Raw genomic sequence first — 15665 nt, 5'->3', positions numbered from 1 at the left:
GATGATTTATCTTGTTGTGCTTTAGTGTTATTTGCGCATGACGTTAAATCTTGTAAGGTGGATGGCAAAAAAGTGATTGGAGGAAGTATGTTCCAGGTAACCACCCCACAAAGTAGTGATGATTGGCAGGCGTATTACCAACTGCGCTGGCAGGTATTACGCGCGCCCTGGGATCAGCCTCGCGGCAGTGAGCAGGATGATTTAGAGCAGGAATCAGAGCATCGCTTTATCAAAAATAAAGAAGGTGAAGTGATCGCCGTAGCCCGACTGCATTTTAACAATAGTCAGCAGGCTCAGGTGCGCTACATGGCGGTGGCCGAAGAACATCGTGGCCAGCACTTGGGCAGCCGTTTATTGCACGAGCTAGAGAAGATTGCCTGGACGCAAAATGCCGACGAGCTGGTGTTGTTTGCCCGCGAGCGAGCGCTTGAGTTCTATAAGCGCCATGGCTATGAATTAAAAGAAAAAGCCCATCTGGCCTATGGCGACGTACAGCATTGGCGCATGGTCAAGCAACGTCCCAGCGAGCCGGGCTGGTTCCGTCACCCGGATTGGACTCAGGTGCTGCAAAATACCTGGCGTGAATCCATCCCTATCAGCGATAAGATGGGCATTAAGGTGGAGTCCTACACGGACTGGCAATTTAGTGTAGTGGCCGATCTTGATGCCAATATCAACGTGCATAACACCATGTTTGCCGGCTCTGTGTATTCCATGGCGACTCTGGCGGGCTGGGGCGCAACCTACCTGGCCTTGAGAGAGGCGGGTAAAGAGGGCGACATTTGTTCTCGCCAACGCCAACATCAAGTACATGAAGCCAATCAAATCGGCGCCCAGAGCGCATGTCGATCAGCAGGTCTGTGAAGGCTGTTTTGATAAGCTGGAAAGCGATGGCAAAGCCAGCTATTTGGTGCCGGTGAAGATTTATGATGGCGACACCCTGGTTGGTGAATTTGAAGGACGCTTTGTAATTTTAGGAAAATAGTGACCTCAGAGCATGATGCGGGTATCGCCAGTGGCTGGAAGTTTACCCGCAGCAAGTTTAACCTACGTCTTTGTTAATATATTGAAATTTTAGTTTGTTATATATAATTTATTAAGGGGACAGAGTTTAGTTATAATTCAAGGATAGATAGAAAATGAAAAAAATTTTTTTCCTCATATCAATGGCCGTCAGTGTACAGGCTGTTAGTCAGGAATATACGGCAAAAATTTGTGAAAATTGCGACATCGTTCAAGCTAAAAATATAGCCGCAAAGATCATCCCTCCACTGACTTGCAAAAACGATGGTATACATCCCGATACGCAAGAGTGTTTCTCTACAGAAAATAAAATCTTAGTCGTTAATCACAACACAAAAGAAATATTCGGTTTCGTCAATGGCCACAATAATCAAGGATTCCCTCCGTATATGATGGATAACTACGTGAGGCCTATGAGTAGTGTTCCAGCTGATGCCGAGAATCTGATGAATGAGATATTGGATATTTATTCGATATTGGATCGAGTCGCTGTACGAATTACTGGTGAGCTAGAACAAGAGGGGTACAGCGCTCAATCACAAAACCTTAACACCTTTTCCACTTTATCTGCTGCTGGTATTGAGTGTGCGAATAGTGCACCAATGCGTGCAATGGAGGCTATGCTGAGTGGCGTAAATATGGCCAATATTCATAATAAAGCGCAAAGTTACGCTAATGAGTACGGCTTAGACGCTAGCTCGTTTACTAGAACCCGTTTTACTGGTGTTAGCTTTTCTGCAGGGGCAGGGAGTGTAGGTATCGGTGGTAGTTGGGAGTATATTCCGAAAAATAGGCTGGTAGTGCAAAAGTTTATACCTAACCCCGATGTTCCAGCAGACTGGCCAGCGAATCAAGTAGCATATGCACTATCTATTGATGGTGCTGGTCTAATAGGGATAGCAATAAATGAGAATGGAACTAAATTTGATGGGGTTGCCTTAAGTGTGTACAGGCAAACAGAATTCCAAGTTGAGGACATGGATGTGTGCTTAGCGGAAGCATTTGATAAACACTTTCCCAAAACAGTGAGTGGACCTACCGGCGGCGGAACTGGTTCTGGCTCAACAGCAGGTTCTTCTGAATCACCTAGTTGGGATAATATATCAGTAACTGGTGGTACTGGGCATACCGGTGGTTCAATCACTCAAGAAACATGTTTACACCATTATTATGACCGCAATGGAAACTTGCTTGCATCTATAGACGGTGCCTGTCCATAACCATTAGTAGCAAGGCGATAAGTTCACTTATCGCCTTTCTTTAGGCACTCAAAGTAAATCAGTTAGCAGGATACCGACGCCAAAGCGTTCAATATCGGCGTTATAGTCGATCATGCTTTCGCCATAACCATTGAAATATTGAGCATAGCCGCGCAACCGGCCCCAAAGTGGGAATGACCAGTCAAGCTGCAAGGCACCGCGGTTGTCCGAGTTGAGGTTGTTGCGCAGCATAAAGCTGACCTCGTGGTCGTCAAAGCGACGCACACCGCGAAACTCAAAGTAACCCATATACTTGTAAATATCCGGGTTGTCATCGCCCTTGGCTTCCATTGGGTCGTCTTTTTCGTCTTCGGGAAGGCGGTACCAGGGCTTAAAGCTAAATACATAGCCGTCTTGTTCCCAGATAAAGTTGGCATAGATGCGGTTCCAGGAACGTGAATAGGGCTGACTGCGACCATTCGACTGGTGCGAGATCCCGAGGGCAATAGCGAGTTCATCGCCCCACCAGACATTTTCTTCATCTAGGTAGTTGATCCAGAAGATTTCCGGCTCATAGTTGGTCTCGCGAAACGGCGAGGAAATATCGTCGTTGTAGAATTGCCAGTACGATTGCAGGGTCACTGCAAAATAAATGGCCTGGTCCTTGTCGCTAAAATCGTCGAAAACAGGAACTTTAAGCGAAAGTTGGTATTTAATTTCGACGTTATCCAGGTTTTCACCATCATCACCTTGAGATAGGTTATCAAGATCATCACCAAAGGGCTCTTCGTTGGGGTGCTTGATATAGGTGACGGGCAAAATATAGTTACGGTTGTGCGGGGTGATCACGTTGCGGTTTTTTTCCGTCACCTGCTCTCGAGCTTTACGCTTATCGATTGCGCTTAGCTTTCGGCTCACCTCAAGGGCGGCGCATTTTTCTCGCAATTGATCGATTGTCTGCTGACCATCGCCGCCGATGACTTCATTGAGAATACACTGCTTAACAATATCGAGTTGTTTTTGCTGTTGACTTTGCTGCGTGGGGTCCGGCTCGGCTGCCCACAGCTGTGTGCTGGTGGCTAGGCCGGTAATTAGATAGCGCCAATCCATAACTTGCCTGTTATTAAATCGTTGGAGATATGAAGAATTATACTGTTAGGACGCTACTTTCGCAGCAATTAGGTGAATTTAAGCTGAAAAAATGGGCGGCTAGGCCGCCCATTAGCAGTGAGTACCTCTCACTGACTCTCACGCAATTGGTTATAACTCGAAGGTATTAGTAAAAAATTTATAGAGTTCGGTGCCCTGATTTACACTGGCCGAGGCAAAGTGCAAAATCGCAATGGCATCTTGGTCGAACCGCAAGGTATGCAGCGGCTCTTCACTTAAATAGCGCTCCATTCTCAGGATACGGGCAATGGCATCACCGGCTTTCAGGTGCTCGCCCAGCCCGGCCAGATATTCGATCATCCCACCCATAGGCGCATAATAGGCTACATAGTCTTTCAGATAACAGGCGTGGCGCTGCATGGTTTTAGGCTGATAGGCGGCATCCACAAACAGGCCTTGGTAATTCAAGTAGCTTAAAATGCTTTGCGCATCGTCCAAGGCTTCGGTCAAATCAATGCGCTCTTGCGAGCCCAGTTCCACCGTGTAGGCTTCCACGGGCACCTCGAAGTCACGACCCCGGCGTTTTAGTTGAGTTTGCAGCTCCCACCAGGGACAAAATGCCGCTTCGTCCATGGCGCCATCGAATTCATTGGGGATCAGCAGCACATGTTCGATATTAAAGTAGCGGGCACTGGCACGGGCATATTCGGGGCAATACAGGTGCTTGGCCGAAATGGGGCCGGTATGCAAATCCAGTACGATATCCGCCTCATGTGCTAAGCGCTGTAGGTTAAGGGCGATACGCTTACCGGTAGATAACGCATGCTGCGGGCCGTTTAAGCGCTGCGCTACGTCGTCGACTAGGGCCGCTTTAAATGCGTCGTTCAACTCTTGATCCGACAGACTGTCGCTTTGCTCTGCAAACCGCCTTACCAGCTCGGCATTGTAATGATATAAGCGGTTCCAGTTAACGCCGGTAATGGGGTCAAAACGGCCCAGGGTAAACTCCCCCGACTTTTGGTTACAGCCGATGGGGTTGGCATAGGGCACCAAGGTGATGTCGCCGTGCAACCCTAAGTTTTTAAGTTGCTCAAGCAATTGATAAATAACCGCATTGCCTTGTACCTCGGCACCATGCATATTGGCCTGGATATAGACGTTTTTACCCGTACCATCACCCTTAAGGCGGTAAACAGGAATGGTCAGCGGCAGGCCGTTGGCGATTTCGCCAACCTGAATATTTTGTTGCTCAATCTTGTTCATGGCGACTACCTCAAATAGCTGCTGGGGGCAGCACTTTCGCGCAAAAGATGTAAATTGCCGTCTTGGATCACATACTCCGCCGCCAGCGGGTGACACAAGAAAAACGGCATGCTTTCGGTGAACCCATAGGCACCGGTTTGGGCAAACACCAGCCAGTCCTGTTCGTTAATGTCTTCGGGAAGCAAGTGGGTGCCCAGGCTATCCAGCGCCGTACACAAGGGCCCATGAATATTGAATGCTCTCGTGGGCGCCTCGCTGGTACGCAATAGGGTGCACGGGAAGGCCTGACCGGCCACGGCAGGGCGCAGTAGGTGGTTGATACCACCACTGACGATCAACTGCTGCTCGCCATAGTTTTCCTTTTGCTCAACCACAGGATTTAGGTAATAGCCACACTCGGCCACTGCATAACGACCTAGCTCCATCCACAGCTCCTGCACGCCGCTTTCGCGTTTTATCTGCTCCAGCGCCGTAAGTACATCCTGCCAGGCTAGCGGCTCACTTTCGTCGTCATAGGGAACGCCCAGGCCACCGCCTAAATCAAGCACCTGCATGGCAAAACCAAGCTGCTCACTTAAGGCCTGAAGTGGTGGTAGCATCTGTTGCCACAGGTTTAATAGCTTGTCGGCGCTGAGCATATTTCCCCATTGGAAAATATGCACCCCGATACAGGTCAGCGCCGGATAATCCGCGAGATAAAGACCATGCCACTGTTGCGGATCGAGACCGAAGGGGGTGAGGGTATCACCGCCCAACGGGTTTTTTTCACCCTTGGGCCAGCGTAGCTGCACTCTTAACAAGAGTTTCAGCTGTACCTTATGGGCCTGGGCGGCCTGGTTTAGCCAGCGTACCTGGTTGAGACTTTCGGCCACAAAGGTGCGCACGCCCAGGGCGATAAATTCATCGATTTGTCGCTTCGACTTGGCGGGGCCGGTATTCAGCACCTGCTCTGGATTGATTTGTTGTGCCAGTACCTGATGCAATTCGCCGCTGCTGGCCACGTCGAACTGGAAGCCCGCCTCGGCCAGGGTACGGATGATGCGTGACAAGGGGTTGGCCTTGACCGCATACCAGAGCTTGACTACGTCTTGGGCCATCAGCTTATCCAGGTGCTGACGCAAGGCGTCGAGGTCGTAGACAAAGCACGGCTCAAACTGCTCCTGGCTGATGCACTCAAGGTGCCCTTGCAAGTCGGTACTGACAGGAAGCATTAGCGTAATACCTCTTCCAGCGCGAGTGAGGCATCGCTCTGCTCATCGCGGTATTTCACGATTAGGGCACAGCTCATCGATAGGCCTTGTTCACGGCCCCAAGCGCTTGAGCTTGGACGTGAGCCCGGGATCACAATGGCGTTTTCCGGGATGGGTTCACCCTTGTCGAGCTGACGCTCATTGACACAGTCGTACACCGGAATGGTGGCGCTCAGGCGTACACCCGGCGCCAGTACCGCGCCTTTTTTTACTACCACGCCTTCAACGATGACGCAGCCAGCGCCAATAAAGGCATCGTCCTCGATTACCACAGGGCTGGCACCGATAGGCTCTAATACGCCACCGAGTTGCACCGCGGCGCTAAGGTGTACGTTTTTGCCTACCTGAGCACAAGAGCCGACCAGCGCATGGCTGTCGACCATGGTGCCTTCATCGACAAAGGCACCAATATTGATATAGGCAGGTGGCATTATGATGGTGCCTGCGGCCACATAGGCGCCGCGGCGTACCGAGGTACCACCCGGTACCATGCGGACATTGTCTTCGGAGCTGAAACCGCGCGGTGCCAGGTTGTCTTTATCGACAAAACCACCAGGGAATTCGGTATTAGTGCCGTTTTTAAAGGCCTCTAGAATGCCTTGCTTAACCTCGATATTGGCCTGCCATTGACCATTTTCGTCCTGTGATGCAGCGCGAACGGCGCCCGTTCTAAATTATTAAGAAGTTCTAACCAGCTCATGAAAATTTTAAACCTGTGTTGAATGCCAAGATGTGATGCTGTCGTGTACGCGTAAAAGTGGTTGTAAATCATCCACCTCTGTATGAGTTAACGGGGCACGCAGAGTCGGGTAGGTGATGCGTCCAAGCGTGTGTAACAAGCACTTTGTGGGAATAGGGTTGCTGACATGGAAGAGTGCCGCCACCGCCTCGCGCCAATGTAAAAATGCATTGTGGCTTTGCCCCTGCAGGCTCAATTGCACAAAGTGGTGCGTAGCCTCGGGCCACACGTTAGCCGCCACCGACACCAATCCGGCGGCGCCGGCTTGAGCGTAGTAAGGGATAAGCGCGTCGTCGCCGCTGAAAATCGCCAATTTGGGTGCTGCAAGACGATATTGTTCAAAACAGTCGATACTGCCGCTGGCTTCTTTCAAGGCCCAGCAGCGCGGGTGTTCTTGCAACTTGCCAAGTACCTGCGGGTCCAGGCTGACCGCTGCACGACCGGGTACGTTGTAAAGCATGCAGGGGTGTTCGCTGGCATCTAGCAAAGCGCGGAACCATTGTTCTTGTCCTACCGGACCGGGCTTGGCATACAAGGGAGCGCCAAGCAAATAGGCGTCTATCGGGTAGTCATTACAAAAGGCCAGCCATTGGCGCTGTGCGTCAAGGTTGTAGCCACCCACGCCGACCATGATTTGGGTGTCGAGCGCCAGGGCGCAAATGTGTTTCACCACGGCTTGTTGCTCGGCCATATCCAGGGCCAGGGCTTCGCCGGTGGAGCCAAGGATCAGCAGGCCATTACCGGCTGCCGCTTGCTCGTGAGCCAGCGCGCTCAGACCGTCAAAGTCAATGCCGCCATCTTCAAGCATCGGGGTGATCAGTGCTGTCCACAGCACAGTGTGTGATAACGATTGAGTAGTTGTCATCTCATCCGAACTTAGTGCGAGTTCGAGAGCAACAAAGGGGAGTGGTTTCCACATTCGCCGACTCGAACAGGTTAAATTCGAAGAGCGAATGGGCTTATACGTAACAAGGCTTGCCGGCCTGTTATGCTAAGACCAGAAGCTCTCCACCAAACATATAGCAATCATGTGCTATTGGTGACAGTCGCCGGGATTCAACCCAAGCGCCCGAGGGAGTATTAAGCAATTTACCTCACCTCTCGGCGTACATCCCCCTCGTTATGAGTCGTTGGAGCTTGCTCTCCTCATCATAACTACCTGGATGACGCACCTCTTCTAGCCCTTGCGGCCATCTAAATGGCCGAATCAATAGGGTGCTTTTTTATTCAAACACTTTCCATACCACGCTGTCAACGTTCATCGCGGCACAAATTTTCGTATTTATCCACGCCGGTTGGCGTCAATTTAGATACGTGTCACTTTAAAACCTTGGCCCTGTAGTAACTTGATCAAACCGTTTTCTTCACCCAGATGAAGGGCGCCAACGGCAATAAACAGGGATTGCTCACTCAGGGGTTTTTCTAGTTGTTTTATCCACTTATGGTTGCGTTCAACCAAGAGTACATGCTCATTAAGTTGGCCAAATTCGGAGTCATCGAAGGCCTGCTCATAGGCCTCGGCCAGCATCGCCGTTTCACCCTTTTTCCAGCCGTCGATCAGGCGCTGAAAATTATCGTCAAATTGACTGATTTGTCGAAAGGTGTCGGCGACCATATGGTCGGCGTGCTCTTCCATGACGGTAAACATTTCTAACTGTTGTTCGAGGGACTCCAGCTCAATGATGGGTTTATTGTGTTGTGCGGCGCTGGCCATTACCTGTTTGTCTATGCCGAATTGGTCCGAATAGCCGGCATTTTGCAGCTCAATCTGCATCACAGTAAGTAACACAGCCCAAGGTTTTAGTTCAGAAAACATCTTGATATTAATGCTTTTTTCACCAAAGTACTGGTCAAGTTGCTGGTAGCTTTTGGGGCTGAGTTCTGAGTCCAAGGTTCGGCCATTTTGCAGCATTAAAAATGGCATGGAGCGCTGTTGAATTTGCACTGCAGTCAGGGCGCTTAAGTCAACCTCTACGACCACGGCCTCACTGTTGCCGATGGCTTTTTCGATCTTCTTGGGCAGGCCATTCATGCTGCTATCGCCTACATGCACAGTGCCGAATAAGTAGGAGGTTTTTCCTTGTTTTTCCACCTGCCATAAGGCCGGTGTCAGTTTGGCAAAAGCGGGTTGGGTAAAAATAATAAACAGGCAAAAGAGCCAAAATGCAGTTAATTTTTTCATCGTGTCATCCTGATACTAGAGTCGCTTTTGAGTGTAACCGAGTTAACTCATAAAACCCATTGACCGAAAAATAATTGGGAAAAATTAATCAGCTAGAGCTATTGGCAAGCGAAGGTAAGTTAGTTGCGGTTGAGGGCTATAAGGTTATTAGGTTTAAGTAAGAGATTGTTTTAGGGATTTTTTATGCACTACCCCTCTTTTATAGTTGTTATTTTGCATTGTTTTTGTGGTTGACTTGCCCCGGTACTCGCGGTACTAATAGAAAAAGAGCGACGGTATAGCCGTCCATTTAGATTTTTAATTAGATTAAGACAGAATTTATATATGTTTAACCTGCTATCAAGCCTAGTCCTAGTGATTAACACCGTGGTGATTATTATTACCGCGGGGGCTTCGTAGTGCGTTAAAAAATTAACACGCTTAAGGCCCCCCGCACTGAAAAGTTCGGGGGGCTTTTTCGTTTCAGGGCCAACACATTGAGGAATGAGGAACAATGACCGGCGCAGAATTAGTTGTGGAGATATTGGCAAAGGAAGGAATAAACGAGGTTTTTGGTTACCCAGGCGGTGCCATCATGCCCATTTATGACGCCTTGTATGAATCACCTGTAACCCACTATCTCACCCGTCACGAGCAAGGTGCCGGTTTTGCCGCGGTTGGCTATGCCCGCAGCAGTGGCAAGCTGGGAGTGTGCATGGCGACCAGTGGTCCGGGTGCCACCAATTTGATCACCGCCTTGGCGGACGCCATGATGGACTCGGTGCCCTTATTGGCGATCACCGGCCAGGTTCCCACCGCCGCCATCGGCTCCGACGCCTTCCAAGAGGTGGATGTTTTGGGTATGTCGTTGGCCTGCACCAAACACAGCTTTATGGTAGAGCGCAGTGAAGATTTGGCGCCCGTATTACAGCAGGCCATTCACCTGGCCCAAAGCGGTCGTCCCGGTCCTGTGTTGGTTGACATTCCCAAGGACATCCAAATGGGTGAAGCCCAGTATCAGCCCTGGTTGGCCGACTGCGACGCGCCCGCACAGCCTTGCCAGGAGCAGGTGAATAAGGCCAATCAGCTACTTAGCGAATGTCAGCGTCCGGTCGCTTATATTGGTGGCGGCGTACAGGCTGCGGATGCGCAAGCGCAACTGATGCAGTTTTTGTATAAAACCCATATGCCGGCGGTACAAACGCTCAAGGCCCTGGGCAGCGTTACTCCCGACTATGAACTAAACCTTGGCATGCTGGGTATGCATGGTGGCGAAGCGGCCAATTTGGCGGTACAGCAATGCGATCTATTGTTGTGTATCGGAGCACGCTTCGATGACCGGGTGACCGGTAACCTGACTAAATTTGCCCCCAATGCTCAGGTTATTCACCTGGATATTGATGTCGCCGAGGTGGGTAAACGCAAGCCGGTTGCCGCATCCTTGGTGGCGGATTTAAAAGCTTCCTTGCCGCAGCTGCATTGTTTTGTTACCGAGCCGGATTGGTGCGCGCATATCCATGCGTTGGCGAAGCAGCATGCCTGGCGCTATGACTATCCCGGCGAAACGGTTTACGCCCCGGCCTTGCTCAACAAGCTGTCGCAGCGTTTAAGTGCTGATGCCGTGGTCTGCTGTGATGTCGGCCAGCATCAGATGTGGGTGGCGCAACATATGCAGTTTTCTCACCCGAGCAACCACCTTAGCAGCGGCGGTGCCGGCACCATGGGCTTTGGCCTGCCGGCGGCCATAGGCGCCAAAATAGCGCGGCCGACCGACATGGTGCTGACGGTGTCGGGTGATGGCTCGATCATGATGAATATCCAGGAATTGGCCACCATACGCCGCAATAACCTGGATGTGAAAATTGTGGTGATAGATAACCAGCGTTTGGGCATGGTGCGTCAGTGGCAGCAGCTCTTTTTTGCCGAACGTTATAGCGAGACCAACCTCTCCGATAACCCCGATTTCGTTGCCTTGGCGCGGGTGTTCGGCATCGACGGCCAGTGCATCACCCATCAAGACCAAGTTGATGCGGCTCTGGATGCCATGCTAAGCAGTCAGGGCCCTTATTTACTGCACGTATGCATAGACGACAAAGACAATGTTTGGCCCCTGGTTCCACCGGGTGCCGCCAATGACCAAATGCTGACCCAAGCCAACACCTAGGAGCAACCATGAAACACCGTTTAACCCTAAACTTAGCGAATCAAACCGTGGCCGTGGAGCGTTTTCTGCGTGTGGCTCGTCACCGTGGCTTTAAGCTGACCGCCCTGGAGTTGGCCTGTGACCAAGATCAATATGCGGTCAATATCACGGTAGATAGCGATAAACCTATCTATCTTTTAACACAGCAACTAAATAAATTAGTAGATGTGCACAGTGTCACTATGGCGCAACTACAACAACAAGCAAGTTAATCCGCGCCCCGTTTGGGCCGGTTAGGCAACTGGATTTTAAAGAAGGTACAACACATGACACAAACCTCTGAACTGATTTGGCATAACGGCGAAATGATCCCCTATCACCAAGCGACAACGCACGTATTAAGCCACGCCCTGCATTATGGTAGCTCGGTCTTTGAAGGCATTCGCGCCTATGACACGCCAAACGGTCCGGCGATTTTCCGTTTAACCGATCATATGAAGCGGCTGTATGACTCGGCCAAGATCTACCGTATGGAAATTCCCTTTACCTTAGAGCAGCTCAATCAGGCGTGTAAGGATGCGGTAAGACAAAACGGTTTTACCAATGCTTATATTCGTCCATTCGCCTTTCTGGGTCATGTGGGCTTGGGCCTGAACCCCAAATCTCATCGTGCCGAGGTTACCGTGGCGGCAATGGAGTGGGGAGCCTATCTGGGGGATGACAGCCTGGCGCAAGGTGTGGATGTGTGTATTTCATCCTGGAACCGTTTGGCCCCGAATACCATGCCAACGGCCGCAAAAGCAGGTGGTAACTATCTGTCTTCACAGCTTATTTCTGGTGAGGCCAAGCGTAATGGCTATGTTGAAGGCATCGCCTTGGATACCAATGGCCTGCTTAGCGAAGGCGCCGGTGAAAACCTCTTCGTGATCAAAAATGGCGTGCTTTATACCCCGCCGACCACCGCCTGTATTCTGCCGGGCTTAACGCGCGACACCATAATGACACTGGCGAAAGCGCGTGGTTATGAGGTACGTGAAGAGCCCATTGCGCGTGAAGCCTTGTATCTTGCCGATGAGTTCTTTATGACCGGCACCGCGGCGGAAATCGTGCCGGTGCGCAGCGTGGATCAAATCCAGGTGGGTCAGGGCGAGCGAGGTCCTATCACCGAAGAGTTACAAACGGCCTACTTTGACCTGGTTAAGGGGCAAAGCGAAGACCCGCATGGCTGGTTGGAATACGTAAACGACTAATACTGAGGGCAGCGTGTTGACGCTGCCATATTTTTTGGGAATGAGGAAAGTCGACACACATTGGTGTTCGCAAAATTATCGAGGTAGACATGGCTAAATTACGCAGTGCAACAACAACCGAGGGACGTAAACGAGCCGGCGCCCGTGCCCTATGGCGAGCAACCGGGATGACCGACAGCGATTTTAAAAAACCGATAATCGCCGTGGTGAACTCGTACACACAATTTGTGCCCGGGCATGTGCATCTAAACCAGCTCAGCGATCTGATGGCGCAGACCATTCGCGACGCCGGTGGCGTCCCCCGCGAGTTTAATACCATAGCCATCGACGACGGCATCGCCATGGGCCATGGCGGTATGCTTTACTCCTTGCCATCGCGCGACCTTATCGCCGACTCGGTGGAATACATGGTCAATGCCCATTGCGCCGACGCCATGGTGTGTATCTCTAACTGCGATAAGATCACCCCGGGCATGATGCTTGCCGCACTGCGTTTAAATATCCCGGTTATCTTTGTCTCCGGTGGCCCCATGGAAGCGGGTAAAACTCGCCTAGCCAATATAGATATCAAGCTGGATTTGGTCGATGCCATGGTCAAGGGTGCCGATCCCACGGTCAGTGATGAGGACTCGGAGCAGGTTGAACGCTCGGCCTGTCCTACCTGTGGCTCTTGCTCCGGCATGTTTACCGCCAACTCCATGAACTGCTTGCTGGAAGCCTTAGGTCTGGCTCTGCCGGGTAATGGCACCACACTGGCGACCCACAAGGATCGCATGCAGCTTTATGTGGAAGCGGGTCAGCGTATCGTCGACTTGTGTAACCGTTTTTATGGCGACGATGATGCGTCTGTACTGCCGCGCAATATCGCCAATCAGGCGGCCTTTATGAACGCCATGACCCTGGATATCGCTATGGGCGGCTCATCGAATACCGTGTTACACCTGTTGGCCGCGGCGCAAGAGGCCGGTGTTGATTTTGATATGGCGGACATCGACCGACTATCCCGCAGCACGCCATTTCTCTGCAAGGTGGCGCCGGCCACGCAGCAATACCATATTGAAGATGTGCACCGTGCCGGTGGCATCATGGCCATACTCAATGAACTGGGCAAGGCCGATAAGCTGGACTTATCCGTTGGCCATGTGGCCGGCGAAAATCTGGCCGAGGTGATCGCTCGTTTCGATGCCACCGACTCGGAAAATACCCAGGCGCAGACCTTTTACCGCGCTGGTCCGGCAGGCATTCGGACCACCAAAGCCATGAGTCAGGATTATCGTTGGAATGAGTTGGATCTGGATCGTCAGCAGGGCTGTATTCGCAGTGTCGAACATGCCTTTAGTCAGGACGGCGGCCTGGCCGTGCTCTACGGCAACCTGGCGCCCAATGGCTGTATTGTCAAAAGCGCCGGCGTTGCCGAGGAGATGCTGGTGTTTAGTGGCACCGCCCGGGTTTATGAATCTCAGGATGATGCCGTTGATGGCATACTTGAGGGCAAGGTGCAAAAGGGCGATGTGGTGATCATTCGCTACGAAGGTCCCAAGGGGGGTCCGGGTATGCAGGAAATGTTGTATCCAACCAGCTACTTAAAGTCCATGGCCCTGGATAAAGACTGTGCCCTGATCACCGATGGCCGCTTTTCCGGTGGTACCTCCGGTTTGTCTATTGGTCACGTATCGCCAGAGGCGGCCAGTGGCGGCGCCATTGCCTTGGTAGAAGATGGTGACAAGGTGGTGATTGATATTCCCAATCGCGGCATCAACCTGGCGCTGAGCGAAGAGCAACTGGCAGAGCGCCGGGCTCAGGAAGACGCCCGAGGTAAGCAGGCCTATAAGCCGCTTGATCGTCAGCGTGTGGTGACGCCAGCTCTCAAAGCCTATGCTTTGCTTGCCACCAGTGCCGATAAGGGTGCGGTGCGCGACCTGCAAAAGCTTGAGGAGTTAAGCTGATGGCGGCCACCGAACTCGATTATTTTCGCGCCATCATCCAGGCCAATATGGAGCCCCTGGTCAAGGTAACCGAGGTCAGTGAACTCAGTGCCTTGGAAGCCAAATTGGGCTCACAAATCTGGCTTAAACGGGAAGATCAGCAACCGGTTTATTCTTTTAAATTGCGCGGCGCTTATAACAAGCTAAGCAAGTTACCCACAGGCGCCAAGGTGGTGACCGCCTCGGCGGGCAACCATGCCCAAGGGGTGGCACTGAGTGCCACCGAGCTGGGTCATCAGGCCACCATAGTGATGCCCCTGACCACGCCGCAGATCAAGGTCGATGCGGTGCGTAACTTCGGTGGCGAGGTGGTACTTCATGGTCACCATTTCGATGCCGCCAAGGCCCATGCGCTGCAGCTTGCTGAGCGTCAAGGCGCGGTGTTTGTGCCCCCCTTTGATGATCCGGATGTGATCGTCGGCCAAGGCACCATAGCCCGTGAGCTGATGCAGCAGTTGCCAGAACTCGATGCGGTGTTCGTGCCGGTCGGCGGCGGTGGTTTGCTTGCCGGCATGGCGGTCTATATTAAGTCTCTGCGTCCGGATATTCGCGTGATTGGCGTGGAAGCCGAAGAAAGCGCCTGTTTACAGGCAGCTATGAGCGCCGGTAAGCCGGTGGAACTAGAGCGCGTCGGCAGCTTTGCCGATGGTGTGGCGGTGAAGATCATCGGCACCGAAACCTTTAGGTTGGCACAGCAGTTTTGCGACGAAGTGGTTACCGTTAGCAGCGATGAAATCTGTGCTGCGGTACAGGATATTTTTGTCGGCACCCGAGCTGTGGCCGAGCCTTCCGGTGCCTTAGCGCTGGCCGGGCTGAAAAAGTGGGTGCAGAGCACGGGAGTGAAGGGGCTGAAATTGGCGGCTGTGCTCTCTGGCGCCAATCTCAATTTTGATCGCTTGCGCCATGTTGCCGAGCGCACCGCACTGGGTGAGAAAAATGAGGCCCTACTGGCGGTCACCATTAAGGAAGAAAAGGGCAGTTTTAAACGTTTTTGCCAGTCCCTGGGGGGGCGCGCCATTACCGAATTTAACTACCGGTATGCCGGGCCCGGCGAGGCACAAATCTTTGTTGGTATTGGTCTGCGCCAGGGCGCCAGTGAACTGCAGGAGGTACTGGCGGCGCTGGACGAGCAAGGTTACGACTATGTGGACATGTCGGATAATGAGCTGGCCAAGCTGCATGTGCGCTATATGGTCGGTGGCAAGCCCAGCGAGCAACTGGAAGAGCGCTTGTTGCGCTTTGAGTTTCCCGAATATCCCGGTGCCTTGGCGCGTTTCTTGGACACCCTGGGTAGTAAATGGAATATCAGCCTGTTCCACTACCGTAACCATGGTGCCGCGACTGGGAATGTGCTGGCGGCATTTGAGGTTCCCGAGGCGGATAAAGGGGCCTTTAACCAGCATTTGCAATGCTTGGGCTATCAATATATAGATGAAACGAACAACCCTTGTTATCGTCAGTTTTTGGCTCATCGTCAAGGCCAGGGGAGTGCGGCTGGCAATATTAGCGAAGCTTGCTTATAGTGGAATAGTCAACGTAATC

At 51.9% G+C, this 15665-nt stretch carries 11 protein-coding genes, 2 pseudogenes and 1 riboswitch; of the genes and pseudogenes, 7 read left to right on the top strand and 6 right to left on the bottom strand.

The annotated features are described in order from the left end of the window. Positions 1-87 precede the first annotated feature (87 nt). Positions 88-985: pseudogene (locus C2M36_RS00615) on the top strand (bifunctional GNAT family N-acetyltransferase/hotdog fold thioesterase). Positions 986-1139: 154 nt separating this feature from the next. After that, complete coding sequence (locus C2M36_RS00610) at positions 1140-2243, top strand: hypothetical protein (RefSeq protein WP_105253276.1); 1104 nt, start codon at positions 1140-1142, stop codon at positions 2241-2243. Between the two features lie 48 nt (positions 2244-2291). Here the strand turns inward: C2M36_RS00610 and C2M36_RS00605 are convergent, their stop codons facing one another. The 6 genes and pseudogenes from C2M36_RS00605 to C2M36_RS00580 form a co-directional block, all read right to left on the bottom strand. Next, positions 2292-3332: a phospholipase A gene (locus C2M36_RS00605; RefSeq protein ID WP_105253275.1), complete on the bottom strand. Its 1041-nt coding sequence runs from the start codon at positions 3330-3332 to the stop codon at positions 2292-2294. Between the two features lie 150 nt (positions 3333-3482). After that, positions 3483-4595: a succinylglutamate desuccinylase/aspartoacylase family protein gene (locus tag C2M36_RS00600; protein WP_105253274.1), complete on the bottom strand. Its 1113-nt coding sequence runs from the start codon at positions 4593-4595 to the stop codon at positions 3483-3485. 5 nt (positions 4596-4600) lie between these two features. Continuing rightward, the gene (locus C2M36_RS00595; RefSeq protein ID WP_105253273.1) at positions 4601-5806 is read right to left on the bottom strand and encodes a PLP-dependent decarboxylase; all 1206 of its coding nucleotides are present in this window, start codon (positions 5804-5806) and stop codon (positions 4601-4603) included. Next, positions 5806-6545 (bottom strand): annotated as a pseudogene (locus C2M36_RS00590) (2,3,4,5-tetrahydropyridine-2,6-dicarboxylate N-succinyltransferase). Before C2M36_RS00590 ends, C2M36_RS00595 begins: the two are co-directional and overlap by 1 nt. 7 nt (positions 6546-6552) lie before the next feature. Next, a complete protein-coding gene (dapA, locus tag C2M36_RS00585; RefSeq protein ID WP_105253272.1) occupies positions 6553-7449 on the bottom strand; it encodes a 4-hydroxy-tetrahydrodipicolinate synthase in 897 nt (298 codons plus the stop codon). A 128-nt stretch (positions 7450-7577) separates the two neighbouring features. Beyond that, a riboswitch (Lysine riboswitch) is annotated at positions 7578-7769 on the bottom strand. 121 nt (positions 7770-7890) lie between these two features. Further along, the gene (locus C2M36_RS00580; protein WP_105253271.1) at positions 7891-8766 is read right to left on the bottom strand and encodes a TraB/GumN family protein; all 876 of its coding nucleotides are present in this window, start codon (positions 8764-8766) and stop codon (positions 7891-7893) included. Positions 8767-9259: 493 nt separating this feature from the next. Between C2M36_RS00580 and ilvG the strand changes: the two genes are divergently transcribed. The 5 genes from ilvG to ilvA all read left to right on the top strand — a co-directional run bounded on the left by ilvG (position 9260) and on the right by ilvA (position 15646). Further along, a complete protein-coding gene (gene ilvG, locus C2M36_RS00575) occupies positions 9260-10909 on the top strand; it encodes an acetolactate synthase 2 catalytic subunit (RefSeq protein WP_105253270.1) in 1650 nt (549 codons plus the stop codon). A gap of 8 nt (positions 10910-10917) precedes the next feature. Continuing rightward, complete coding sequence (gene ilvM, locus C2M36_RS00570) at positions 10918-11160, top strand: acetolactate synthase 2 small subunit (protein WP_105253269.1); 243 nt, start codon at positions 10918-10920, stop codon at positions 11158-11160. 54 nt (positions 11161-11214) lie between these two features. Continuing rightward, entirely contained in the window at positions 11215-12138 is a 924-nt protein-coding gene (locus C2M36_RS00565) for a branched-chain amino acid transaminase (protein ID WP_105253268.1), read from the top strand. Between the two features lie 89 nt (positions 12139-12227). Continuing rightward, on the top strand, positions 12228-14084 hold the full coding sequence (gene ilvD, locus C2M36_RS00560) for a dihydroxy-acid dehydratase (protein WP_105253267.1): 1857 nt from the start codon (positions 12228-12230) through the stop codon (positions 14082-14084). After that, entirely contained in the window at positions 14084-15646 is a 1563-nt protein-coding gene (gene ilvA / locus C2M36_RS00555; RefSeq protein ID WP_105253266.1) for a threonine ammonia-lyase, biosynthetic, read from the top strand. The genes ilvD and ilvA overlap by 1 nt, the downstream gene beginning before the upstream one ends. Positions 15647-15665 lie beyond the last annotated feature (19 nt).

This window comes from Pseudoalteromonas sp. T1lg75 (assembly GCF_002964705.1).
Classification (GTDB): domain Bacteria; phylum Pseudomonadota; class Gammaproteobacteria; order Enterobacterales; family Alteromonadaceae; genus Pseudoalteromonas.
The sequence above is the reverse complement of the archived record's forward strand: the minus strand, read 5'-3'. Positions and strand labels throughout refer to the sequence as shown.

Coding starts and splice junctions, on each gene's coding strand:
- ilvA (WP_105253266.1), top strand. CDS start 14,084: ATGGCGGCCACCGAACTCGATTATTTTCGCGCCATCATCCAGGCCAAT.
- C2M36_RS00605 (WP_105253275.1), bottom strand. CDS start 3,332: ATGGATTGGCGCTATCTAATTACCGGCCTAGCCACCAGCACACAGCTG.
- C2M36_RS00595 (WP_105253273.1), bottom strand. CDS start 5,806: ATGCTTCCTGTCAGTACCGACTTGCAAGGGCACCTTGAGTGCATCAGC.
- ilvG (WP_105253270.1), top strand. CDS start 9,260: ATGACCGGCGCAGAATTAGTTGTGGAGATATTGGCAAAGGAAGGAATA.
- dapA (WP_105253272.1), bottom strand. CDS start 7,449: ATGACAACTACTCAATCGTTATCACACACTGTGCTGTGGACAGCACTG.
- C2M36_RS00610 (WP_105253276.1), top strand. CDS start 1,140: ATGAAAAAAATTTTTTTCCTCATATCAATGGCCGTCAGTGTACAGGCT.
- ilvM (WP_105253269.1), top strand. CDS start 10,918: ATGAAACACCGTTTAACCCTAAACTTAGCGAATCAAACCGTGGCCGTG.
- C2M36_RS00600 (WP_105253274.1), bottom strand. CDS start 4,595: ATGAACAAGATTGAGCAACAAAATATTCAGGTTGGCGAAATCGCCAAC.
- ilvD (WP_105253267.1), top strand. CDS start 12,228: ATGGCTAAATTACGCAGTGCAACAACAACCGAGGGACGTAAACGAGCC.
- C2M36_RS00580 (WP_105253271.1), bottom strand. CDS start 8,766: ATGAAAAAATTAACTGCATTTTGGCTCTTTTGCCTGTTTATTATTTTT.
- C2M36_RS00565 (WP_105253268.1), top strand. CDS start 11,215: ATGACACAAACCTCTGAACTGATTTGGCATAACGGCGAAATGATCCCC.